Raw genomic sequence first — 25594 nt, 5'->3', positions numbered from 1 at the left:
GTCTCTTCACAAAAGAATGAAAAATACTAAAACACAAAATAATTGGTATGTACCAAAAGCGGCATTTGCTGCTTTTGGTGTATACTTTTGTATGTATGCCTTTAGAAAACCATTTACAATAGCAAGCTTCGAAGGCATAACATACTGGGGATTGGACTATAAAGTGCTATTGATTATTGCACAAGTTATGGGCTATTTTCTATCAAAATTCATTGGTATCAAGATTGTATCTGAACTTAAAGAAAAAGATAGATTAAAGTTTTTATTTGCCTTCATTGCATTTGCATTTCTTACACTTTTAGGATTTGCATTAACTCCAAGACCTTATAACATTTTCTTTATGTTTTTGAATGGCTTACCCTTGGGCATGATTTGGGGCATTGTTTTTTCTTATATTGAAGGCCGAAAAGCAACAGAAATTTTAGGATTAATTCTATGTACTAGTTTTGTTGTTTCCTCAGGTTTTGTAAAATCGGTTGGAAAATTCACCATGAGTTATTTTGGAGTAAGCGAATTTTGGATGCCTTTTTTAACAGGTTTATGGTTTATCATTCCGTTAGTCTTTTTTGGCTTGCTTTTGGATCGTTTGCCAAAACCATCTGAAGAGGATATTGCGTACAAAACGAAACGGGTTCCTTTAAATCAAAAAGAAAGAAAAAAATTAATTCTTACCTTTTGGGTTCCCTTATTTTGCTTAACTATTTTATATGTTAGTTTAACTATTCTAAGAGATTTTAGAGACAATTTTACCGGTGAAATCTGGGACGCCTTAGGCTTTAAAGATGCCGTTTCTTTGTATACCTATGCCGAAATACCAATAGCTTTTACGGTTCTTTTGGTCCTAAGTTTTATGGTTACTATAAAAAACAACACAAAAGCCTTCTTGCTTTATCACTACATTTTACTAACAGGTGTTTTGATTATTGGCTTGTCGACTATAGCATATAGCAGCCATCTCTTATCCCCAATGCCTTGGATGATTATTACTGGTATTGGAATGTACTTGTGTTATATTCCTTTTAATGGGTTGTTTTTTGACCGTATGATTGCCACTTTCAAAATCAAGGGCAATGTGGGCTTTTTAATCTATTTTGTAGATTCATTTGGTTACCTGGGCAGTATATTAATACTACTATTTAAAAATTTTGGCTACAAAAAAATATCCTGGCTACACTTTTACATACAATTGAATTATGCGATTGCTATTATTGGTTTTTTTACCATTCTCTTCGCCGCCATACAATTTCAAAGAAAAATTAACAAAATGAATTCGGCTCCACAAAGTCAAGAAGAAGCTTCTTTTCAGCTTCAAGAATGGAAATAAAAAACAATTCATACCTATGAATAAAAAATATGATTTAATCGTGATTGGTGGCGGAATACTAGGCCTTTTTCATGCTTACCACGCTTTACAAAAAAAATTAAAAGTGGCAATTATTGAAAAAAATAGTGTGCCGAATGGAGCCTCTGTTCGAAATTTCGGACAGGTCATTCCATCTGCAATGAATATAAAATGGCAGAATTACGGAAGAGAAAGTTTGGCTATTTACAAGAAATTACAAGGACAAACCGACTTAACCGTTAGACAAAACGGCACCGTTTATTTAGCATCGAATGAAGAAGAAGTTCAATTAATTGAAGAGTTGAACAAAATCAACAAAGACAGGGATTACGAATCTGATTTATTAACAAAAAAAGAATGTTTACAGCGTTTTGACGGATTAAAATCAGACTATTGCAAAGCAGGCTTATTTTATCCAGAAGAGATAACAGTAGATTCTAATATAATGATAACTCGATTTCAAAAACTATTAATAGAACAATACGGTGTACGTTTTTTTTATAACACAACTATTATAGCAACTTCCGAAAACAACAACAGTTGTGAAGCAATTTCGTCCAATGGTCAAAAATTTATAGCCTCTAAGATTATAATTTGTGGAGGTAGCGAGTTCAAAACACTTCATCCTAGTATCTATGAAAATAGCGATTTGGTTGCCACAAAACTTCAGATGTTACAAACCAAACCGCAAGGCATATATGCTCTGCCTAGCAATATATTGACAGGATTAACCATTCGTCGCTATGAAGCATTTGAAGAATGCCCATCATATACTACTATAAAATCAAAAGAGGTTTCGACTAGTTTCGATAAAAAATTTGGGATTCATATCCTATTCAAACAATCCTTAGACGGTTCTATCATTATTGGAGATTCTCATGAATATGCTGATGCAAAAGACATCGATGTTTTAGGCTACGATCTAAATATGGAAATTGATACTTTTATGATCAATGAAGCCAAAAAAATAATCGATCTACCTACTTTCGAAATACAAAAAAGATGGTTTGGCATCTATTCACAATGCAAAACTCAGGATATTTTTGAACACAATCCGAGTCCAAACATTCATATAATCACCGGAATTGGTGGCAAAGGCATGACAGGAAGTGCCGGATTTTCTAAACAAAAAATAAATTTAATATTCAATAAAAATTAGACAAATGAAAAACATAAAACTTGTAGTACTAGACATGGCAGGAACAACAGTAGACGAAGACAATGTTGTGTACAAAACCTTATGTAATGCTGTAGTAAAACACGGATTTGAAGTTGATTTAGATACGGTGTTAAAATATGGGGCTGGAAAAGAAAAATTAAAAGCAATAACAGATGTCTTAGAATTTTTAAATCAACCAACTGATAAAGCCTCGATGATTTTTGAAGAATTTTCAATTGATTTAAAACAAGCCTATCAAGATTTGGAGGTTAAACCTATAACTGGTGTGACCGAATTCTTAGAAGAATTAAAAGCAAAAAAAATCAATATTGTTTTAAATACGGGTTACAATTCTAAAACTGCCAACCAATTATTAGACAAATTAGGTTGGAAAAAAGGAAATCAATACGATGCGTTAATAACTGCTGATGATGTAGTAAATGGAAGACCTAGCCCTGAAATGATTCTAAAAGCTATGGAACTGTTTGATGTAAAAGACAGTAAAACTGTTTTAAAAGCTGGCGACTCAGCCATTGATATCGAAGAAGGAAAAAATGCCAATTGCGGGATCACTGTTGGGGTTCTTTCTGGTGCTCAAACCAAAGAAGAGCTCGAGGCAGCAAATCCTGATTACATCTTTGATACTATTACTCAAATTAGATCATTATTTGTTTGTTAGTCCTAATTTGTGATTAAACCCAGCTCCATTTGGCGCTGGGTTAAAAAAAATTAAAATTTATTTACAATGGCCCACTTAGATCTTCCCTATTTACAAGCGCCAAGCGCTACTTCTATTCTTGTATCTTGGATTAGCAATTTTGAAGTCAAGCCTGAAGTATTCTATGGGCTTAAAATTAATAATTTGACAAAAAAAGCATACGGAAACAGTACCTTAATTGAAGAAAATCATGTTGTAAATCATGTTCAAATACAAGAACTACAACCCAATACACGTTATTTTTACAGAACAAAATCAGGTGATCAATTATCTGAAGTGTATAGTTTTAAAACTCAGGTTGACCAAACACAACATCGTCAAAAATTACGTTTCATTGTTATTGGAGATCATCAACGATTTGACGAAGCGTTTCCAAATCTTGTAGAAAAGGCTTCTGCAAAGGCATTAGAAATTTGGAATGGCACTTCTATTGAAGAAACGGTTAATTTTGTGATGAATTTGGGCGATCAAGTACACAATGGAGGCGAACTTTCACATTATAGAATGCATCATTTTCATAAATCAAGTAGACTATCCACCAAAGTTCCTTTTACTACCGTTTTAGGGAATCATGAGCTTTATGGTGATCCCGAAGCCAAAAACTACTTTGCTCATTTTGACTATAGCAGTTTGAATTACAAAGGCATAAAACCAAAAAATACAGATAATGAGACCGAATACTATAGTTTTAGAATTGGTAAAGCACTGTTTCTGCATCTAAACAGCAATTCAAATTGTGTAGACCAAACTCACTTTGTTAGTCAAATCATTCAAAAAGCAGATAAAGATGATGAAATTGATTGGATTTTTGCTGCGGCTCATCACCCACCTCGAGCTGAACAATTAAAAAAAGACGGAAACGATTATATCTGCAATGTCATTATTCCAATCCTGCAATCATCAGCAAAAACTAGTATCTATTTTGCTGGACACGCACATCTTTATGCTAGAGGAGCGAATAGAAACCATAGGATACATGAAATCATTAATGGAGGTGCTTCTTGGGATCAATACTGGACAGATGCTCCCGATGCTATAACACTTTACGAAGACGTTCAAAAAACTTTAGAAGCTCATGTGTTTCAATTGGTAGAATTGGATTTTGAAAAAGAAGAGCTCCAAGTACTAACCTACTCTACTGGAAATGCCCTGAAAGAAAAACCACTGCATTTACTAGATTATTTTTATAAAAAAAAGAAAGAAAACCGACCCGAGACACCTGCTATCAACAATTTACCTGAGAAGATCACGTTACCTTTCACCTTTAAGGGTACGGACTATTCAGGCGATGAACCATTAAATAGTAGTGAATTTGAAATTATAAAAATAATTGATACAAACGAAATAGTGGGCTATTCAAAAAAAAGAGATTACGAGAAATGGTTTGGCAGTTCTGGCACTCCAAATTTTTCTCCTATAAACATACATCACTCTACTTCAATTTTATCATTGACTGTAAATGAAAATGAACTAGAAACTGGAGTGTACAGAATTAGAGTTAGATATCGGGATCAAAACTTGTCTTGGTCAGAATGGTCCAAAACAGCAACTTTTGTAATAGAGTAGTTTTTCTATTCTTTCTCAGAATAAAAATAAAGAACTAACATTGAACAAATTGCATTTGAATTATTCACTGGTACATGTGGAATTTTACCATTAAAATATAACGAATCTCCTTCTTTTAATAAAACGTCTTCATTATCTATAACATACAGAACTTCACCTGTTAAAACATATTTAAATTCCCATGCATCTGTAATCACCTTATCCCGTTTGCAACCTGGTTCTAAAGTAAGTAAGACAGCTTCAAAACCCAAAGCATGCATACTTTTACTAAATACATGTAAATAACTGAATCCAGTAGCTTCTATTTCTTTTTCTAGGATTTGTTGCTCTTCCTTTGGTACGTGGATAAATTTAGCATTTGATTTTTGTTCAACACCCTCAAAAAAATAACTGGCATCAATTTCTAAGGATTGAATTAAATCCAATAAAACAGGTAACGAAGGTATCGTTCTTCCATTTTCAATTCTAGAAATCAAACCATTACTAACATTAGCTCGATTAGCCAATTCTTGTATTGTTAATTCATTTTTTTTTCGAAAATCTTTAATTCTTTTCCCTATACCTATCAGAAAATCATTCATTTTTATAATATTATTTAAAAATAACTTTGTCGTTGTTATCCATTAAAAACAGAAAAATCTATCAACACTCATTTAGAATGTAAATGTAATTTTAAAAACTCTAATCACAATAATATACTTTAGAAAATACCTACACAAAACATATTTAATAAAAAATGACAAACCATAAGTTTGCCATTTTTATTTAAACATTCAAATAATATCAATAACACATTTAACTTTTTATTCAAATATTTAAAACTAACCAAAATATAAAATGAATTACTCATTCAAGAAATTGACTTTATAATTTTCCAGAATCATTATTAATAATTCTATATCATTGGCATTGATATCACCAATATTACCAATTCTAAAAACACTCAAATTACTAAGTTTCCCAGGATAAATTACAAAACCATATACTTTCAAATAATCATATAACGATTGGAAGGTAAAGGTTTTACTATCGGGAAATAAAAAAGTCGTAATAATAGGTGATTGAAACTGAATTTCAATACAACTCTTAAACCCTAGATTTTCTAATCCAGCAACCAACTTTTTTTGATTATCAAGATATCGCTTATATCGTGCCACAATTCCTCCTTCATCAACTAATTCTAGTATTGCCTGATAAAAAGCTCTAACCACATGTGTTGGTGAGGTAAACCTCCATTTTCCTGGATCCATCTCCATATTTATCCATTGATCGTACAGATCTAATGACAAAGAGGTACTGTTTCCTTCACACTTTTGAATGCTTTCTATCTTTGAAATAATAAAAGAAAAACCCGGAACACCTTGCAAACATTTGTTTGAACTACTTATAATAAAATCGATTTGCAAAGCATCAATATCGATTGGAATACCTCCCAAACTACTCATTGCATCAACAATTAGCACTTTATCATGTTGCTTAACCACCTCACAAAGATCTTCTAGTGGATTTAAAATTCCAGTTGTAGTCTCACAATGCACAAAGGCTACATGGGTAATAGATGGATTTTCTTTTAAATAGGAATTTAACACCTCTTTATCAATGATTGATCTTTCATCAAATGCCAACGAAGAAACATTTTTCTTTGCTTTAGTAGCAATTTCATAAATTCTTTCTCCATAAGCTCCGTTTTTGAGAACAAGTAAATGATTGTTTTCTCCAACACTTGAAATTATGGTACTTTCTACACCATAAGTACCGCTTCCTTGTAGCAAAGTAACAGTGTGTTTTAGATTTGATAAACTATTTATTTCTAATAATTTTGAACGAATATCTTCAACTAAAGTTTTGTATTCTTCATCCCAAGTACACCAATCCTTTAGCATAGATTGTTTTACTGTATCACTTGTCGTTAAAGGGCCTGGTGTTAATAATTTGTAGTGCATATCATTAAGTTAATTTTGGTAAATTTATAATTAAAAATAAAACAAAATATATAAATAGTAAATATTAACCGTAATTTAATATTATAAGTTTACTATTTGTAAACTTATATGATAAAAAATTAGGTAAAAAAACTCAAATTAAAGCTTCATTATACAACCTTACACACAAAGCAACCCATTATTAAAATCCTATAAAAACACTTCGTTTACTAAAAACACTCGATAAAAACCCATCATTAGTCGTTCAAAATCGTACTTTTGCATAAAAACTATATCGTTTTCGTTATGAACACAAAAATAAAAAGTAATCCGTTATTAGACCGTTTGCCAAAACATTTAAAACAGTTTATCAAACCTCAAGATTATAGCGATTACACTCCGATCAATCAAGCGGTTTGGCGTTATGTGATGCGCAAAAATGTGAATTATCTCTCGAAGGTAGCTCATAGTTCGTATCTGGAAGGTTTGAAAAAAACGGGAATTGAGGTGGATAACATTCCGAGTATGTATGGCATGAACCGCATCCTTAGCGAGATTGGCTGGTCTGCAGTGGCGGTAGATGGTTTTATTCCGCCAAATGCTTTTATGGAATTTCAGGCGTACAATGTGTTGGTGATTGCATCTGACATTCGCCAACTTGAACATATTGAATACACTCCCGCACCTGATATTATTCACGAAGGTGCTGGTCACGCGCCTATTATTGCGAATCCAGAATATGCAGAATATTTAAGACGTTTTGGAGAAATAGGTTGTAAAGCCATTTCTTCGCACAAAGATTACGAAATGTATGAAGCCATACGTTTGCTTTCTATTTTGAAAGAAGCCGAAGGCACACCGCAAGCCGAAATTGAAACTGCCGAAAAAGCAGTGGAAGACCTGCAAAACAATATGGGAGAATTGTCTGAAATGGCACAAATTCGTAACTTGCATTGGTGGACTGTTGAATATGGTTTAATAGGCACAGTCGAAAATCCTAAAATTTACGGCGCCGGATTATTGTCCTCCATTGGCGAAAGTGCTTGGTGCATGACGGATAACGTGAAGAAAATCCCTTATGCTTTTTCGGCAGTAACTCAAAGTTTTGATATTACCAAATTGCAACCTCAGCTGTATGTTACTCCTGATTTTGCTTATTTGAGTTTGATTTTGGAAGAGTTCGCTAACACGATGGCTTTACGCACTGGCGGATTGTCTGGGTTAAAAAAACTAATCCATTCGAAAGCATTGGGAACTGTTGAATTGAGTACCGGTTTACAGATTTCGGGCATCTTTACTAATGTTATTGAAGACGAAGGAAAACCAATTTACTTTCAAACTAATGGAAAAACGGCTTTATCATATCGTGAAAAAGAATTGGTGGGTCACGGAACGAGTACGCATCCAGAAGGTTTTGGTAGCCCAATAGGAAAGTTAAAAGGTATCAATCTGGCAATCGAAGACATGAGTCCAAGAGACCTAAAAGCTTATGGTGTTTATGAAGGTCAAACGGCTACTTTGGAGTTTGAAGGTGATATCAAAGTGGTTGGAGAAATCATTACTGGAAAGAGAAATTTGCATGGCGAAATTATTTTAATTTGTTTTAAAAACTGTACAGTTACACACGGAGATACTGTTTTATTCCAACCGGAATGGGGGAATTACGATTTGGCGGTGGGTAAAAAACTGGTTTCGGCTTTTTCGGGTCCTGCCGATGTGAACAGTTTTGATTTGATTTTGCACGTACCTTCGAGCAAAACCATTAAAGCCAAACAAACGGCCGAAAGAGACGACTTGGAAATACTATACCAATCGGTGAGAAGTATTCGCGAATCAAATGACACCGCAACTTCATTGGAACCTATTTTTGAAAAGCTTCAAAATAACCACCCCAATGATTGGTTACTTTCTATTGAAATCATTGAGCTTTTGAATACGAGAAACGAAACGAATTTGATGCAACAAGTGCTTTTGCATTTGGACAACCTTAAAAAACAACGTCCTGAAATCTACAACTTAATCTCGAATGGATTGGAATTGATTTTTGAGAATGAAAAAACGACGCATTAGGATTATAGACACAGATTAAAATTTATAGACACAGATTACACACCCGAGCGATAGCGAACTGACGAAGTAAATTTTAACAGATTGTTTTTATGTGAAAGTTTGTGTTTTTTTTAGCTAAAAATAACCTGAATATCCATGATTATCATTGACGCTTTTTAATACCCCAACTATCCGAAAACTTGTCATTTATATTGCTTTTTTTGGATGATGGCAAAAAAGTAAAATATCTCCCCGATTGCTAAACAAATTTTAGCCTCCTAATGCCTATTGGTATTTTTTGATTATACCATAGACAACGGTTTCAACCGTTGGAAACAATACAACGCGAAATAATGTTGAAAAATTGGTCTTACAATTCGTTACCCACGGTTGAAACCGTGGGCTATGGCAGGAATGTAGCTGTTTTTTTCTTTTTTTGAATGATGGCAAAAAAATAAAACATCTCCCCTTAGAGCCCCGATGCTAAGCAGATTTTGCCTACTAATGAAATTGACATTTTTTTAATTATAGCATAGCCAACGGTTTCAACCGTTGGAGACAATACAACGCGAAATAATGTTGGAAAATTGGTCTTACAATACGTTACCCACGGTTGAAACCGTGGGCTATAGCAGAAATGTAGCTGTTTTTTTCTTTTTTTGAATGATGGCAAAAAAATAAAATATCTCCCCTTAGCCCCGATTGCAGTGGAAATCCTTGTAAGCCGGGGTTCGGCTTACAAGATTGAAACGGAAAGCGGGACGATATTCACAAAAAGGCCTAATCTTTCTGCTTCAAAAAATTATAATAGGATGCTGAAAATAATTATCAAAAAGGGTAACCAATAGCAATATTAAGCACTAGATTGTCTTTCCTCCAAGCTCCGCTTCCAAAATCGATAGCATCAATCACCCAATTACTTCCGTCAACCAAATAAGGCTGTCTGATGGGGAAAGCCAAGTCGGTTCGCAGGATTAAAAAAGAAAAATCAAAACGCAACCCCGCTCCTACTCCAACTGCAATTTGTTTCATAAAATCTTTTGAAAACTGACTACCTGCTTTATTTTTATCCTCATTCAAAAGCCAAATATTTCCAGCATCTACAAACAAAGCTCCATCAACAATACTAAACAATTTGGTTCTGTATTCGGTATTGAATTCTAGTTTTATATCCCCTAATTCGTCCGGTATAAAATTAGCATCTGTATTAGTGTTTTGATAACTTCCGGGGCCTACCGATTGTGATTTAAAGGCTCGAAGACTATTGGCTCCACCGGCAACAAACTGTCGGGAGGATGGCATTACGGTATTGTTTCCATTAGCAAATCCAGCACCTGCGATGAATCTTGTGGCTAACTTGCTGTTTTCGCCGAGTTTTAAATAATGCCTCAAATCGCCTTTGACTTTTATAAATTGACTGAAAGGCACACCAAAAAACTTAATAGTATCTCCTTTTTTGGCATTGGCTCCCATAAGCAACCCTGTAACATTCCCTGATAGATCCAATTCACCATTGAAATAGAAAGTATTTTTCTTTCTTATTTGCATGGCATTGGTAAAAGTATACGAATAGGTCGGACCAAAAATAAGTTGCTTTTCGATTACTCTCCCTAATGATTCATTTGTTTCAATATCTTCCAAATAGGAATCCGTTACATTTTGCGGACTTACATAATTAATTTCCAACACTTTAAATTCGTGTTCCGCTTTGATACTTTCTTTCCACATATAACCAAAAGAAGTCTTGAAAGAATTTAATGTGTACTGATCGGCCTTGCTTTGACGTTCATAACGGACAAGCGCTTTTGTTTTAGGAACAAATTCACTCGAATTTTGCCATTTGAAAGGAGCGACTAAACGTGGCCAAATCAAACTGGCTTCCCCTCCAAAAGTATAAATATCGTGTCCTCCATTCTGCCCTGAAACCTGAAAATCAACACCACCAAATAAGGAAAGTGTAAACAATTCGGCTCCGCCAAAAAAGTTTCTATTATTCCAATTAATTTTCGCTTCAGAACCTGTATATCCTGCCGAATTGGTACTGGCGCCTACTTCAAAACGAAGGAATTTTTTGGGCAACAACGTCAAATAATAATAGGCATTCAAAGCATCGGGAATGGTATCATCTACTTTGAATTCATTTTTTACAAACTTAAAAGTGCCTAAACTTACAAATCGATTCAAGGAAAGATTATGATTTTTTCTGTTGTACAAATCTCCTTTTTTAAAATACAAGGTGCGGTCAAATACTCTAGGATTAAAAGTTTTGGCAGAATCAATTATGGTAAAGTCTTTGTACTGAACCACATCTTCCTTTTTATGAGCAATACTGTCTGTTAGAATAGAATAATTAGGATAGACAACGATGTCATTTATGGCAAACGGTTTCCTTGCTTTTGAGGGTGCTTCCTCTTTTATTTTTAGTCTAATATTTACTTCGTGATTCCCCTTTGAACTATCAACCTGAGCCAAAATATAATCGGGATTAAAAAAATAAAATCCTTTTTCTTTTAGTCGGGCATCAATGCGGTCGCGTTCCAATTTTATAACTTCTAAATCATAAGGATTGCCAGGAATTAAAAGGGTTCTTTTCTGAGTCCTACTAATTGCTTTTCCCAAAGCGGTGGAATCTTCTGGAAAAGAAATAGTTGAAATTTTATATTGTTTTGAAGGTTTTACAATATATTCTGCTGTGGCTCGTTTACCATTTCTCGTTGAATCTGACTGTACTTTGGTTTTAAAATACCCTCTGTTTTCGGTATAATTTCGAAGTAAGGATGCATTATATTCTAAATCCACCTGACTGAATAAAACAGGCGGTTCTCCTACTTTGGTGCGCAACCAATATCGAAACCCTTTTTCTTTTTTGGGTTTTCCCGCTAAGTTATAAATCAGTAATTTTGGTCTTAATCCCAATATTTGTTTGGTTGGTTTGGGGCGTAAAAGATTGGTTAATTCTTTTTCCAGTGCTTTTCTAGCTTTTCTTTTTATAATAGAATCCTCCACTTTTACTGAACCTCCGGTATAGAGCAGGTCGCCTTCGGGCAAATACTTAGTGTTACTGCATCCTAAAATAAAGAATGAGCATACGATTAAAAGATATTTTGAATATTTATTTTGCATAAGGTATCTTTACATAAACAATTATTTTTACACGAATTTCACGAATTGACACGAATTCAAAATGCGGAATTGGGCTAATTTCACAAAAAAATTAAGGCCGTTCTTAAACCCAAATTCCGCATTAGAAATCTACTGCATCTGAATTCTTCTTCAAAACCAAGAGCTTACTCCTATTTTTAAATTCAAAATACAAAAGTATTACATCTTTAAAAATAGTCCGTGAGCTCTTGCTTTTATTGAATAATTCAGCTTCGCTACGAAGTCTAATGCGGATTCTGGGTTAAATTTGAAAACAATTTGCTTCGTTTGTCAGCTATCGCTCGGTCACAAATTTCACCTATTTATGCAACCAATATAGTTCGTGAAATTAATTTCACGCTTGAATTCGTGTCAATTCGTGAAATTCGTGTCTGCCTTTTTTAAATCCCGTTATTGTCCCACGGCCGAATGGTTATCCTTCACCTTTTGCTTCTCTTTCTCCAATTTCTTTTTTTCTTTACGAATTTGTTCCTTTTTTGAAATCTCAATTTCTTTTGCACTTCGTTTAAAAAGCTCTTTGAATTTATTGTACTCCATTGTGATGACAAAGACAACTCCTGTTTCTACAATTTCGCCTTGAATGGCCACTTGATATTCATTTTTTCGGTACGCCCGAATCATATACCTGCCATCTTTACTCAATTGGTATTCTATCGAAGCATCACCAGCAATATTAGACGCATCTTCATTGGCGCGTTCTTCTCCTTCCACACCAAAACTGCTCCCTACGGTAACTTTCAGTCTGTCGTTCAATAATTTTTTTGAAATACCCACATTCAAATCGGTTCTGGTTTCTTTTGTTCCCGAAGTATAATCTTCAGTTGATTCCAGATCAAATTCCAGTTGAACTCCAGCAATTAAATCTCCCGCCAAATCATTCATTTGTTGCGAAAGTATTTTACTCGCGCTTTGTCGGGCAAGATATTCGGCGCTTGTGCTTCCGCTTTCGCTAGAAAAAGGGTTTTCGCCAACAAATCGATTAAGCAACAATAAAGCAAATACTTGCTTATTCAATTCAGACGGATCTTGTCTTAGCTGTTCTAATTTGGTTTGCGAAGCACTCACAATATCCGAGGATACATCATAATTCCCATCAGGTAAAATGATGTCAAAAGTAATTTCCGGTTTTAATAATTCCCCATTCATTTTCAATAAAGTCTGAAATGGAATTTTTTGCTTATACGTATTTTTAACCTCCGGAGACACAGCTCCAAGTTGATCACTAAGTAAATCCAATGGCGCCGTATTGACTTTATAAACCGCCGTAATATTCACAGTTGCCATCGTTGGCTCTCCGTTCCAAATAATATAACTGCCTTTTTGAATATCAAATTTTCGTCGGATCATATTGAAATTCATTTCGTATGCGCCTCCGCTAAATTCGTATTTACCCGTTAGTGTAGTTTTTCCGGAAGGGTCAATACCAGCAGTAAGTTCTGCTTCCCCTTTTAAATTCAGATAATCCCCATTTCCTTTATCAATTACCAAAGTAAAATCGGCTTCTTTATTTATAGTAATAGCAACCGACACATCCATTCCTATTAATTTAGATTGATTCAGCTCTTTCTGCAATGCAACGGTTTGTTTTAAATACAGATTATCTTCATCCACAAATTCGACAATTCCTTCCCTATCCACAATTGATGGATCCGACTGAGGCATAACAACCGTAAATTTTGTTTCGTCATTTATTTCCACATTTCCCTTAACAACAGGATTGTCAACTGTTCCGCCAATTTTTAATTTGGTATCCAAAAACAAATCGCCGTAAAAAAGATCATTATCGGTAACTTTGGAATGAATCGCCCTGAAATCATCTGCCGTAACGTTTAAATCAAAATTAAAATCCCTGAAATTTTTTGTCGTCATTTTTCCGTTTACGGCCAATTCATTTTTATTTTCATCAAAAATGGAGAAATGGTCAAAGTCAATTTCTTCATTTCTCAATGAGACCTTTTCGTCATTTACGGTAAAATAAGAATTGAGTTTTGTGATTCGGAAACCCGCATCTTTAAAAAGTAATTCCCCATTAACTTTTGGTTCCGTAACATTTCCGGTAATTTTAAACTGTCCAGACAAAGAACCTTTTCCATCGGTTATATTCCCAAATGAAAACCCTTGAATACTTTTGATATTTAATTGATTTACATCTAAGTTCAAATCGAAATTATCGCTGTCAATTGTATATTTCCCTAAAAGAGCCAAATCATTCCCTTCGCCCGATAGCGTCATATTTGCAGAAAGTATATTTGTATTTTTGTTATCTACTTTTAAAGCGATATCTCCAACAGCTTCTCCTCCAAAGACAAACGTATCAATGGTCAAATCTGATGTAAAAACGGGGTTCGTCATAACGTTTTCGACTACGGCAGATCCATTTATTAAACCTTGCATTTCCAATTCATCTTTCTTAATCATATTCAAAATGGTCTCTATTTTGAAATTCACAAAATCAACGTGAAGCGGAGCATTGTTTTGATCACCTTGCGATTGAATCTTCAATTCATTTCCGGAATGATCCAAATAAAATTTATTGACATAAAGTCTTTTATCTCCAAATTCTATTGAGTTCTCCCGATTTATATTCCATTTATCATAGTTTAAAACTAAATTTTCATGATTCAGTTTAATGACGTTTTTCGAGTCTTCATGGAGTAATTCACCAGCAATAAAATATAAATCTTTTTTGTCTTTATCTTTTACCTGCAAAGCATACGAAAGAATATTGTTTTGAGCTTTTCCTGATAAATTTGTAAACGGAATTTTAAATTGTCCGCCTTCAATGGTTGCTACAGAAGCTTGATATTCTAGAGCATTATCCTTTGTTTCGATATTTATTTTGCCGTCTGAAATTGTAGTATTGGCATAAATAATTTTCGGAATTGCTCCTTTTATTTCCAAAGTATCGCCGACACTATTGTATTTTCCGAAAATATTTATGAGTTCCATTGCTGTCAACTTCGGAATTAATTTATATAAAACAGGATCATTTTGAATCGAAAGTTTAAATGTAAATTGTTGTTTATCCGAATTGTTTTTGTATTTCGCCGTCTGAACATTTATATATTTTGACAACGAATTTTGTATCGCATCCGAAAGTGTAGTTAGTTTGTATTTACCATCTATTTCTGCATTAACAAATTGGGAATTGATTTTTATATTATTTTTTTGATTGTTTGAAGAAGCAATAATTTTAACCTTATCCAAAACAATCGGTTCAGTGTCTTGCAAAATTTGAATGTTGGATGCGACTATTTCGCCATTCAAATAATCAGGATTACTGTTGGCAATATCTGCAACAACATTTCCTCGAAGTTTCATCGGGCCTGCATGCAGATTTAGTTTTTCCAAATCGGCAATGTCAAGGTTCAGATCTAATTTTACTGCTGGATATTTATCTTTGAAACCACCATTTGCATCCAGTTTAAATTTTAAATTTGGGTCTTTACTATCCGCTTTTATATCAAAATTTCCTTTGGCAATCGAACCTTTCAATGCTATATTGGAGTAAACATATTTATTAAAATCTGCTTTTTTTACAATGGCTAAGAGCTGAGCATTTGCCGTTTTCGGATTTAATCCTTGTCCTTTAACTTTTGCATTGACCGTGATTTTTCCTAATGAATCATTCTTGATTAACTGTCCCAAATTAAAATCGTCAAAGGAAAGCGTAGCATCATATTTTTCAATGTTTTTAATTCTATTATCAAACAATGCATCCACATTGGCTTTGCCATAACTGCTGTTTAATGCCAATTTGGTTTTGAAATTGTCGATAGTACCTTTGAATTTTCCACTACCATTAAACTGTTCCGGAAGTTGAATTGTTTTGGGAAGTGTTCCTTCAGGTATAAAAGAAATTACGTCACGGGAAGAAGAAGTTATGTTTTTTATATCCAAATCAAAAAACGCTTTTTCGTAATTGGGAAGCCCTTTTATTTTTCCAGAAACAGAGACTTTTGTATTTCCAATTCCCTGCATTTGAAAATAAGGAATATTCAAATCCTTTACTTTTCCATTTACACGAGAATTGATATATAAAACGGCATTAGGATTCGATTGAAAAGGATTCATTTTATGCAATTGTGGAGCAAAAAGTAAAATATCTTTAAAACCAATTCTCGACTGACTCAAATTAGCATCAACCGACAAATCTCCTATGTTTTCAGAAACTTTTGCAAGCGATTGATAGTTCACTTTTATTTTGTCTTTCAATTCCGTTTGAGGCGTTCTTACATACAAATCAGTCAGATAAGCCTGTTTTGGCCCATAAAAAAATTGTGTTTTAAGTTGTTGAACTTGTAGTCCGCTTTTCTCGTTTACAGTTAAAGATTTTACACGCCCTGAAATAATCTCATTCCCATAATAAATATGCTCTGCTTTGGCATTCAACCCATTCAAAGAAAGGTGACTGTAATCCATTCCATTTGCAATCGCAGGAGATTGCATATCATCAAATTGGAAAGCAATGTTTTGCAAATCGATTGTTTTAAGTTTCATTTTCCAACCATTTGTTGCAATGGCTGTTGTATCTAAATTGGGTGTTTTTAGTTGCCTATCTTTTTTACCCAGAAGCAGATTTCCTTTTAGGTTTTTGACTTCAAAACGATCAAAATCGAGCATTTGATTGTTTATATCCAAATCATTAACCAATAGTTTTAAACTCCCCAACGTAAATCCTGAATTCATTTTAGAATCTTTATTGTCGTATAAAACCTTGATTTTAGACAATGTGATTTTTTTTAATTCCAAATTAAAATCGCTTCTTTTATTAATTGTATCAATAGTTTTAACAGAGACTTCGGCTATTTTTTCAACCAAATCCTGATTTAAAACTACATTCAATCCCTTTAAATCAATATAAGGAATATTGAAATCCATTTTGTCCAAATCAAACTTTTTGAATTTTGTGCTGAAATTTTCCAGCTTTAGGCGAATGTCATTTTTGGATAAATCGTCTTGAAAACTAAACTTGATGTTTTTTAAATCCACATCAACAACCGATACAACATATGGTTTGCTTTTAGGATCCGCTGGCGCGTTGGAAGCAAATGCTTTGATAATGTAATCGAAATTGAATATTGCATCCTTATTCCTTGAAATATTGGCCGTTGCGTTTTCCAGTTCAATCGAGTTTATTTCTATTTTGTGATTGATGATTTTAAACAAATCAATATCAATGGCCAGCCTTTTCCCACTCAATAAAGTGTCTTTGTGTTGGTCTTCAAAATAAAAACCTTCTAGTACTATCGTTTTTGGGAAAGTTATAGCAATATGATCTAGAGAACTTTTAGTTTTAAGCTTTTCATTGAGATAAGTGAGTACCTTATCTTTTGCAAAATTTTGGATAGCTGGAACTTGAATTAAAACAATGATTAAGAGCAAAACACACACAATTGTAAGAGCGCTCCAAAGTATAATACGCTTTGTTTTTTTTACAAAAGAATTTAGTTTTGGGTTCATATAAAAAATCTTTGTAAAATAAATGCTTTTGAATTCTTGTTATTCATACTATTTATCAGGAATTTTTGAATCTACAAATATGCAATAACTCAGATTTTATAAGTTATACAATTCCACTAATATGTATTAAAATTATTGTGTGATTGTCTAAATTATTAAGTTGAAGCATCCTAATTTAGCTATACTTTATAAAGTTAAAAAACTTACAGTTTCAAATCCTGTTGCAACTGACTTTCGTTTTCAATGATCTCCCCTTTGTATTGCAACTTCCATCCTAAAGAATTGGTTAGAATCAGCATTTTGGAGATTTCGCTCACCAAACGATTTTTAGCATTGGTTTTCAAAGTAGATTTGTCTACTTTCTTGGCCAAATTAGCTCGTACTGTTTTATTTATTTTATTGTAATCCGCTCCAGTAAATTCGTTTAGTTTACTTTGCTCCACATCATAATATTGAATATCTGGATAAATAGAAATTTCTTCTTTTGGAATAGACAAAATCGTTATGGTTTTATTCTTTTCATCAATATCGTATTTCATTTGATGCAAATCATAAGCCACGGTCACCTTGGCATTAACAATCACGATAGCCTTCTTTTCAAACGAAATCATATCCATTAAATACTTATTCGAATTCTTAAAGGTAATCACCTCCGAGAAATGTCCTTCAGTAACCACCAATTTCCCAACATTGAGAATTTGTTGCTGAATAAGACTGGTATTATAATCGAACTCGTCTTCTTTTTCCTTTTTGAAATCGCAGTATTTGAACAATAGCAACCCAACTACAAAAACCCCAACTCCTATTAAAATTCGTTTCAACATAATTAAAATTTCATAAATGAATACTGAGCTACTAATTTAGTAATTTTTTCCTTCAATTTGGATTCGAATTTTTTATGACTTTCGGAATTTGGATTAAAAGGGCGGTGTTGCATACTTTTTTGAATGCTTTCAACAATTTCCATTGTATCATAAGCCGTTTCTGCAATAGTACTTTTCTTGAATTGTTCCCAAATATAATCAATCGCTATTTGACTTGGATGTATCATATCTTCGGCATAGAAACGATAATCCCGAAGTTCGTCCATCATGATTTCGTAGCTAGGAAAGTATTCAGTGTTCTGTATTGAGTGTTCAGTTCTCACTATATTATAAACAGCGGTAATCAAATGTGCTTTACTAACCTGATTTTCGACAAAACCATCTTTGAGGTGACGTACTGGTGAAATGGTAAATATGAAATTGGAATTGGAATTTATGGCTCGAATCAAACTGATTGTGTTTTCGATACTTTCCTGAATGGTTTTTACCGAAAGTAATTCTTTGACAAACTGTTTTTGAGGTACTTTATGACAATTGGCTACTATTTCGTTGCTTTCAACATTTCGATACACCCAAGACGTTCCATAGGTAATAATGATGTGGGTTGCTTCTTGTAATTGCTTTTTGGTTTCCCTCAGAATTTGATTCAGGTTTGTCAATAATCCCACTGCATCTGAATGACTTAAATCCGAATGTACCTCAAAACAATGCCAACGCTCATTGTGAAAAAAAACATCTTCTTCAGTAAACAATAAATCATTGATCACTCTATCCATAATTTTTTCAATAGAAACTGGATTAAAAATTATTCCGAAAGTATTTGTTGAGTTTTTAAATTTAAAATACTGGAATTTGTCCCCCATATTTTCAGCAAAACAGGAACCCAAAGAGACAATTTTGGAGTTGTAGTCTATGGGATTAGGGTTTTTGGGAATGGGAATTTGGGTTGTGAAGTTCATTCTAAGTTTTTAATATTTCAAAAATACGAAATAAAAAAAACTTTAAATACTAAACCCCAAATACTCCATTTTGAAAATGGTGTATTTGGGGTTTTTAAATAATATTATTCACTCAAAAAAGGTATGAAATTTAATAAGTGAATGTAGATATACCATCTGAAGCTCCATTGTAAAAACCTTTTTGCTCAGTTGGAAAACTTTCAGCATTATACTTATACTCATATGTGTTTGTATAAATATCTGTAGAATTGGAATAAGTACGTTTAACTATATTGTTAACATAAGCCCCCTCCTCATCATTTACCAATAAATTAAAACCTACTACATTCTTAAAAGGATTGTTCTTAGCATCATATTCATATGTTTCGGAACTGTTGGTACCATAATATGATTTTTCTTTCTTCACTAGATTACCGTTTTTAAAAGTATACTTCCCAATATACCCATATTCTTCTTCTTTTCCTGTAGCAACTGCAACTCTAAAATCTTCAAAAGAAATAGTACCATCAGTATTATGAACGTATTTAGTCTTATACTTGTAATCATCTCCAGTCTCTAAACTTATCTCAGATGTAAGTTTACCATTAGTGTAGGTGAATTCAGTTGTCTGATCCACAACCCCTTTATTGTCAGTATCTACAATTTTTGTAATTAATTCTCCAGTATAAGTAAATGTAGTTTTATCTCCGAAACTATCAACCGAGCTCACTAATTTATTTCCACTATAGGTAAAATCAGTAGTGAATGATTCACCAGTAGAAACATAAGATGATTTCTTTAATAAAACAGTAGTTGTTGGTGCTGATGTAGTATCATCATCACTAGAACAAGAAGAAAGCACTAACAATGTAGCACTAAATAAATAAAGTAATTTTTTCATAATTATATATAGTTAATTTTTTACAAAAAAAAAGATAAAAAAACCAAAAACCAAATTCTAAATCATAATTTTCTATATAATAATACGTACAAAATAAAAATAAAAAACATAAAGATTTGGTTATTAGTTGATTAGTGTTTTAAATTCACTGTAAAAATTAAATCCCCTATTTCAATTTGATAATTATAAAAAAGTACATTCTTTTATAATTATAATCCAATGAAAAGCCCTTAAACAATCTGTATAAACAGATTATTTAAGGGCAATATTTAATTATTTATCTTTATAAAAGATGATACATATCTTTTGAAATCTACTTCACAAAATCAACCGCCTTAACCAAAGCCTCAGCAATTCCGTCTGCATTTTTTCCTCCAGCGGTAGCGAAGAAAGGCTGTCCTCCTCCTCCACCTTGGATGAATTTCCCTAATTCACGAACCACTTGGCCTGCGTTTAGTTTTTTGTCAGCCACTAATTCTTTAGAGATGTAACAAGACAACGTTGGTTTTCCTGCTTCGGCTGTAGCCAAAACTAAGAATAAATTCGTTCCTAATGTACCCAATTCATAAGCCAAGTCTTTGGCTCCTTCTGGACTCAAATCAACTTGTTTGGCAAGGAATTGAATTCCATTGATTTCTTGTAATTCCTGAGCCAATTCGCCTTTCATATTTTTAGCTTTATCTTTCAATAAAACTTCCAATTGCTTTTTAAGCGAACTATTTTCATCTTGCAATGTTTGAATCGCTTTTACAGGATCAACAGCATTTTTCAGGACTTCTTTGATTTCATAAAAAGAATGCAATTGAGATTCAAAGAAATCTTTGGCTGCATCGCTGGTAATCGCTTCTATACGTCTGATTCCTGCTGCAACTGCACCTTCGGATACAATTTTAAAATGCCAAATATCACTTGTATTCGGAACGTGGGTACCTCCACATAACTCTACCGAATCCCCATATTTTATCATTCGAACCAAATCACCATACTTCTCTCCAAACAGCGCTATCGCACCTTCTTCAATCGCTTGGTCTTTTGGAATCGCTCTTTTTTCTACCAAAGGCAAGCTTTCGCGAATTCTGGCATTCACAAAATCTTCCACTTCTTTAATTTCATCATCCGTCACTTTAGAGAAATGAGAAAAATCAAAACGCAAAGAAGCCGAACGTACCATAGAACCTTTTTGCTCAATATGTGTACCCAATACTTTTCGCAATCCTTGGTGCAACAAGTGTGTCGCCGTATGATTTGACGATGTTCTAGCTCTTTGATTTTTATCCACAATAGCCGTAAAACTATCGGTTAAATTATCAGGTAACGATCTAGTCAAATGTACCGTTTGATTGTTTTCCTTTTTGGTATCAATAATATAGATAATATCACCATTTTGCGCTTCCAAATATCCTTTATCACCTGTTTGTCCACCGCTTTCACCATAAAATGGAGTCGAATTGAAAACCAACTGATAAATTTCGCCATCTTTCACACTATCAACTCTGCGATATTTTGTGATTTTAACGTTGTGTTTCAATCGGTCGTAACCCACAAATTCCTGAACATCATCTTCAACCAAAACATTCCAATCTCCTGCAGTAACTTTAGAAGCCGCACGAGAACGTTCCTTTTGCAATTGCAATTGTTCTTGGAAACCCTTCTCATCCAATTCCAACCCTTTTTCAGACAAAATCAAAGCCGTTAAATCGATTGGAAAACCATAGGTATCATACAATTCAAATGCTTTTTTACCATCGATTACAGTTCCTGAATTGGTATTGATTACCGCATCCAGCAACACCAATCCTTGATCTAATGTTCTCAAGAAAGAACTTTCCTCTTCCCGAATCACATTCGAACACAACGCTTTTTGGGAGCGAATTTCCGGAAAAGAACCGCTCATTTGAGTGCTCAACGTTTCTACCAATCGGTATATAAAAGGCTCTTTGGTATCCAAGAAAGTAAAACCGTAACGAATTGCACGACGCAAAATTCTACGAATTACATAACCCGCTCCAGTATTAGACGGCAACTGACCATCGGCAATAGCAAAAGCTACTGCACGAACGTGATCCGCAATCACACGAATCGCGATATTTATTTTTTCTTCTTCTTCGTCTTTCGCTTTAATCGTGTATTTAGCACCCGTAATCGTTTCAATTTCTCTAATTAGCGGTGTAAAAACATCCGTATCATAATTTGATTGAACTCCTTGCAAAACCATACAAAGACGCTCAAATCCCATACCAGTATCCACGTGTTGAGCAGGCAATTTTTCTAGCGAACCATCGGCTTTGCGATTGAATTCCATAAATACATTGTTCCAAATCTCTACCACGTGCGGGTGATCGTTATTCACTAAAGATTTACCAGAAACCAAAGCTTTCTCTTCAGCCGAACGAATATCAACGTGAATTTCAGAACAAGGTCCACAAGGTCCTTGGTCACCCATTTCCCAGAAATTATCTTTTTTGTTACCAAGTATAATACGGTCTTCATCAATCAAGGTTTTCCAAATATCCCAAGCTTCTTGGTCAAAAGGTACATTCTCATCCGGATTTCCTTCAAAAACAGAAACATACAGTATGTCTTTCGGAATTTTATATACCTCTGTCAATAATTCCCAAGCCCAGTGAATCGCTTCTTTCTTGAAATAATCACCAAAAGACCAGTTCCCCAACATCTCAAACATAGTGTGATGGTAGGTGTCAATTCCTACTTCTTCCAAGTCATTGTGCTTTCCAGAAACACGAAGACATTTTTGCGTATCGGCAATTCTCTTGCTTTTTGGCGTTCCAAGACCCAAGAAATACTCTTTAAACTGTGCCATTCCCGAGTTGTTAAACATCAAGGTTGGATCATCCTTAAGAACAATCGGAGCCGATGGAACAATTAAATGTCCTTTACTTTCAAAAAAATCTAAAAATTGTTTACGTACGTCTTGTGATTTCATTTTTGCTGTATATATTCTGTAAATTCGTTTACTTTTTAGTTGCTAAGCTACTAAGTCTCTAAGTTCCTAAGTCTTTTAAAAAACTCAGAATCTTAGCTTCTCAGAAACATAGAAACTCTTCTTCTGGGCGTGACCACATTTGGAAAAGGGGCCCAATTTTGCAACCGCATATTCGGCCCCTCTCCCAAATGCGGTCGGGCTATTTGCGCTACTTCGGTAGCCAGCGTCTATCCCTCACGCGAACTCGTTATTTCAAGAGCTTTATTCTAAACTAAAAAACTCAGTAGCTTAGCAACTTAGAATGGCAGTATCTCAAAAATTCATTTATTATTAAAAAAAGAGCAGAACAACTGAAACATTTATTAAATTTGTTCGACTTACTCTTTAACTAATTTGCAAAAATAGGGTATTTTAAAATATGGCGAAAGTAAAATATTATTACGATTCCGTAAATCTTGCCTATCGCAAGATAAAAATTAGAAAAAGACGAAAATTTGGTTTCGCTTTACTGTTTTTATTAGCCTCGGCGCTTTTCGGATTCTTGACCTTTATCATTCTATTGAACACTCCTTATTTTGACACACCAAAAGACCGTTTGCAAGCAAGAGAAATCGAAAATTTAAAATTGAATTACGCCATTTTGAACAAAAAAATGGATCAAGTAGATGATGTAATCGAAGATATCGAAGATAGAGACAACAATTTGTACAGAGTCTATTTTAATACCGCCGCCATTCCCGAAGAAGAACGAAAAACAGGCTATTCCAAAATCAATCGTTATGCTACTTTACAAGGATATAATAATTCAAAATTGGTGAGCAACACCACAGAAAGAGTTGACGCATTGAGTAAAGAATTGGCCATACAATCCAAATCGTTGGACGAAATTGTAAAATTGGCCAAAGCAAAAAACAAATTGTTATCGGCAATTCCGGCCATCCAACCGGTAAAAAATGAAAATTTAAAAAGAATGGCATCCGGTTTCGGTTATCGATCTGATCCGTTTACCAAAGCAAGAAAAATGCACGAAGGAATGGATTTTACAGCAAAAACAGGAACCCCAATCTATGCAACAGGCGATGGAGTTGTAGTTAGAGCAGACAATACTGCTTCAGGATTTGGGAACCATATTGTAATCAGACACGGTTACGGATACGAAACGCTTTATGGACATTTAAGCAAATACAATTGTCGCCCTGGAAAATCAGTAAAAAGAGGTGATATTATCGGTTATGTTGGTAGCACGGGACGATCCGAAGCGCCGCATTTACATTACGAAGTACACAAAAATGGAAAAGTCGTCAACCCGCTTAATTTTTATTACGGCAATATTTCGGCAGTAGAATACGTCGCTATTTCTAAAATTGCCAATCAGGAAAATCAGTCTTTGGATTAGTTTTTTTTTAAATATTATAGAATTAAGAATTATTATAATGATTATCTTAAAGAATTCTTGCTAAGCACTTTCTAATTCTAGCTCTCGCAAAGGCGCGAAGACGCAAAGAAAAGGATTGCAAAATTTGCGACTTTGCGTCTTTGCGAGAAAAATGAAACTTAACTTAAAAATGAAATTCATTAGAAAATAAAAAACATGCATATCGAACTTTCACCAGACAAAAGATACTATAGCATCGGCGAAGTCGCCAAAGCATTTGATGTAAACGCTTCCCTGATTCGTTTTTGGGACAGTGAATTTGATATTCTGAAGCCAAAGAAAAATGCAAAAGGAAACAGAATGTTTACACCCGAAGACATAAAAAACTTAAAGCTTATTTTTCATTTGGTGAAAGAAAGAGGATTTACACTCGAAGGAGCCAAAACTCATTTGAAAGAAGGACAAAAGAAAACTATGGACAAATTTGAAATTATCAGTAAATTAGAAACCATAAGAATGCAATTGATTAGCATTAAAAACGAATTATAAGCCCTTAACCCGAAATGGGAGAATAAAAAATAAAAAAAAACAATAAAACAATAAAACAACAAACTTTAAATTAAACAATCATGAAAAGATTTTTGCCTTGGATTATCGGAATTGGAGTAATAATAGTAATTGCTTTTTGGGTGATGGGACTAAAAAACACAGCGTTACGCCACAGTCAAGCAGTTGGAAAAGAATGGGGTAATGTTGATGCTGCCTATCAAAGAAGAAACGACTTAATTGGAAATTTGGTAAACACAGTAAAAGGAGCTGCCGATTTTGAAAAAAGCACTTTGACAGCGGTAATAGAAGCTAGAGCAAAAGCAACTTCGGTAACTATTGACCCATCTAATATTTCACCAGAACAATTAAGTGCTTTTAGTAACGCACAAAGTGGAGTAACAAGCTCATTGTCTAAATTATTGGTTAGTGTTGAAAGATATCCTGAATTAAAAGCAAATTCTAATTTCTTGAAATTACAGGACGAATTGGCGAGTACAGAAAATCAAATTTTAACAGCAAGAACCCGTTTTAATGAATCCGTTGAAATATACAACGGCTATATTCTAGCGATGCCACAAAGCTTTTTCTTAGGAAGCTATAAAGAAAAACCTTTCTTCAAATCTGTTGAAGGCGCAGACAAACCTGTTGAAGTAAAATTCTAAAAAAAACTTAACCCCGCCAT

The 25594-nt window shown here is 33.9% G+C and carries 16 protein-coding genes; 8 read left to right on the top strand and 8 right to left on the bottom strand.

Features of this window, described 5'->3' with window-relative positions; translation table 11 throughout:
* The first annotated feature begins 16 nt into the window (after nt 1-16).
* The 4 genes from AC8GF4_RS03105 to AC8GF4_RS03090 all read left to right on the top strand — a co-directional run bounded on the left by AC8GF4_RS03105 (nt 17) and on the right by AC8GF4_RS03090 (nt 4785).
* A complete protein-coding gene (locus tag AC8GF4_RS03105; protein WP_506592656.1) occupies nt 17-1324 on the top strand; it encodes a DUF5690 family protein in 1308 nt (435 codons plus the stop codon).
* Nucleotides 1325-1340: 16 nt separating this feature from the next.
* A complete protein-coding gene (locus AC8GF4_RS03100; RefSeq protein ID WP_506592655.1) occupies nt 1341-2501 on the top strand; it encodes a TIGR03364 family FAD-dependent oxidoreductase in 1161 nt (386 codons plus the stop codon).
* A 4-nt stretch (nt 2502-2505) separates the two neighbouring features.
* Nucleotides 2506-3180 carry a phosphonatase-like hydrolase gene (locus tag AC8GF4_RS03095; RefSeq protein WP_506592654.1) on the top strand — a complete coding sequence of 225 codons (675 nt, stop codon included), beginning with the start codon at nt 2506-2508 and terminating at the stop codon, nt 3178-3180.
* Nucleotides 3181-3246: 66 nt separating this feature from the next.
* Entirely contained in the window at nt 3247-4785 is a 1539-nt protein-coding gene (locus AC8GF4_RS03090; protein WP_506592653.1) for a purple acid phosphatase family protein, read from the top strand.
* Nucleotides 4786-4790: 5 nt separating this feature from the next.
* On the opposite strand, the gene AC8GF4_RS03085 is transcribed toward AC8GF4_RS03090, so the two are convergent.
* Entirely contained in the window at nt 4791-5366 is a 576-nt protein-coding gene (locus AC8GF4_RS03085) for a helix-turn-helix domain-containing protein (protein WP_506592652.1), read from the bottom strand.
* A gap of 261 nt (nt 5367-5627) precedes the next feature.
* Nucleotides 5628-6728, bottom strand: a complete 1101-nt coding sequence (gene phnW, locus AC8GF4_RS03080) for a 2-aminoethylphosphonate--pyruvate transaminase (protein WP_506592651.1) — start codon at nt 6726-6728, stop codon at nt 5628-5630.
* A gap of 285 nt (nt 6729-7013) precedes the next feature.
* Here phnW and AC8GF4_RS03075 point away from each other — a divergent pair, with 285 nt between their 5' ends.
* On the top strand, nt 7014-8777 hold the full coding sequence (locus AC8GF4_RS03075) for an aromatic amino acid hydroxylase (RefSeq protein ID WP_506592650.1): 1764 nt from the start codon (nt 7014-7016) through the stop codon (nt 8775-8777).
* A gap of 807 nt (nt 8778-9584) precedes the next feature.
* Here AC8GF4_RS03075 and tamL read toward each other — a convergent pair.
* The 6 genes from tamL to alaS form a co-directional block, all read right to left on the bottom strand.
* A complete protein-coding gene (gene tamL / locus AC8GF4_RS03070; protein ID WP_506592649.1) occupies nt 9585-11879 on the bottom strand; it encodes a translocation and assembly module lipoprotein TamL in 2295 nt (764 codons plus the stop codon).
* A 429-nt stretch (nt 11880-12308) separates the two neighbouring features.
* Nucleotides 12309-17381 carry a translocation/assembly module TamB domain-containing protein gene (locus AC8GF4_RS03065; protein ID WP_506592648.1) on the bottom strand — a complete coding sequence of 1691 codons (5073 nt, stop codon included), beginning with the start codon at nt 17379-17381 and terminating at the stop codon, nt 12309-12311.
* Between the two features lie 203 nt (nt 17382-17584).
* Entirely contained in the window at nt 17585-18205 is a 621-nt protein-coding gene (locus AC8GF4_RS03060; RefSeq protein WP_506592647.1) for a DUF4230 domain-containing protein, read from the bottom strand.
* Nucleotides 18206-18207: 2 nt separating this feature from the next.
* On the bottom strand, nt 18208-19164 hold the full coding sequence (locus tag AC8GF4_RS03055; protein WP_506592646.1) for a GSCFA domain-containing protein: 957 nt from the start codon (nt 19162-19164) through the stop codon (nt 18208-18210).
* A gap of 130 nt (nt 19165-19294) precedes the next feature.
* Nucleotides 19295-20044 carry a hypothetical protein gene (locus AC8GF4_RS03050; protein WP_506592645.1) on the bottom strand — a complete coding sequence of 250 codons (750 nt, stop codon included), beginning with the start codon at nt 20042-20044 and terminating at the stop codon, nt 19295-19297.
* Between the two features lie 313 nt (nt 20045-20357).
* Entirely contained in the window at nt 20358-22988 is a 2631-nt protein-coding gene (gene alaS / locus AC8GF4_RS03045; protein WP_506592644.1) for an alanine--tRNA ligase, read from the bottom strand.
* Between the two features lie 418 nt (nt 22989-23406).
* Here alaS and AC8GF4_RS03040 point away from each other — a divergent pair, with 418 nt between their 5' ends.
* The 3 genes from AC8GF4_RS03040 to AC8GF4_RS03030 all read left to right on the top strand — a co-directional run bounded on the left by AC8GF4_RS03040 (nt 23407) and on the right by AC8GF4_RS03030 (nt 25574).
* Complete coding sequence (locus tag AC8GF4_RS03040) at nt 23407-24384, top strand: M23 family metallopeptidase (protein WP_506592643.1); 978 nt, start codon at nt 23407-23409, stop codon at nt 24382-24384.
* Between the two features lie 195 nt (nt 24385-24579).
* Nucleotides 24580-24912 (top strand): MerR family transcriptional regulator, encoded by a 333-nt coding sequence (locus tag AC8GF4_RS03035; protein WP_506592642.1) that lies wholly within the window; start codon nt 24580-24582, stop codon nt 24910-24912.
* 80 nt (nt 24913-24992) lie between these two features.
* Nucleotides 24993-25574, top strand: coding sequence for a LemA family protein (locus AC8GF4_RS03030; RefSeq protein WP_506592641.1), 582 nt, complete (start codon nt 24993-24995; stop codon nt 25572-25574).
* Nucleotides 25575-25594: the final 20 nt, after the last annotated feature.

It is taken from the genome of Flavobacterium rarum (SeqCode), from assembly GCF_965234445.1.
GTDB classification, from domain to species: Bacteria; Bacteroidota; Bacteroidia; order Flavobacteriales; family Flavobacteriaceae; genus Flavobacterium; species Flavobacterium rarum.
The sequence above is the reverse complement of the archived record's forward strand: the minus strand, read 5'-3'. Positions and strand labels throughout refer to the sequence as shown.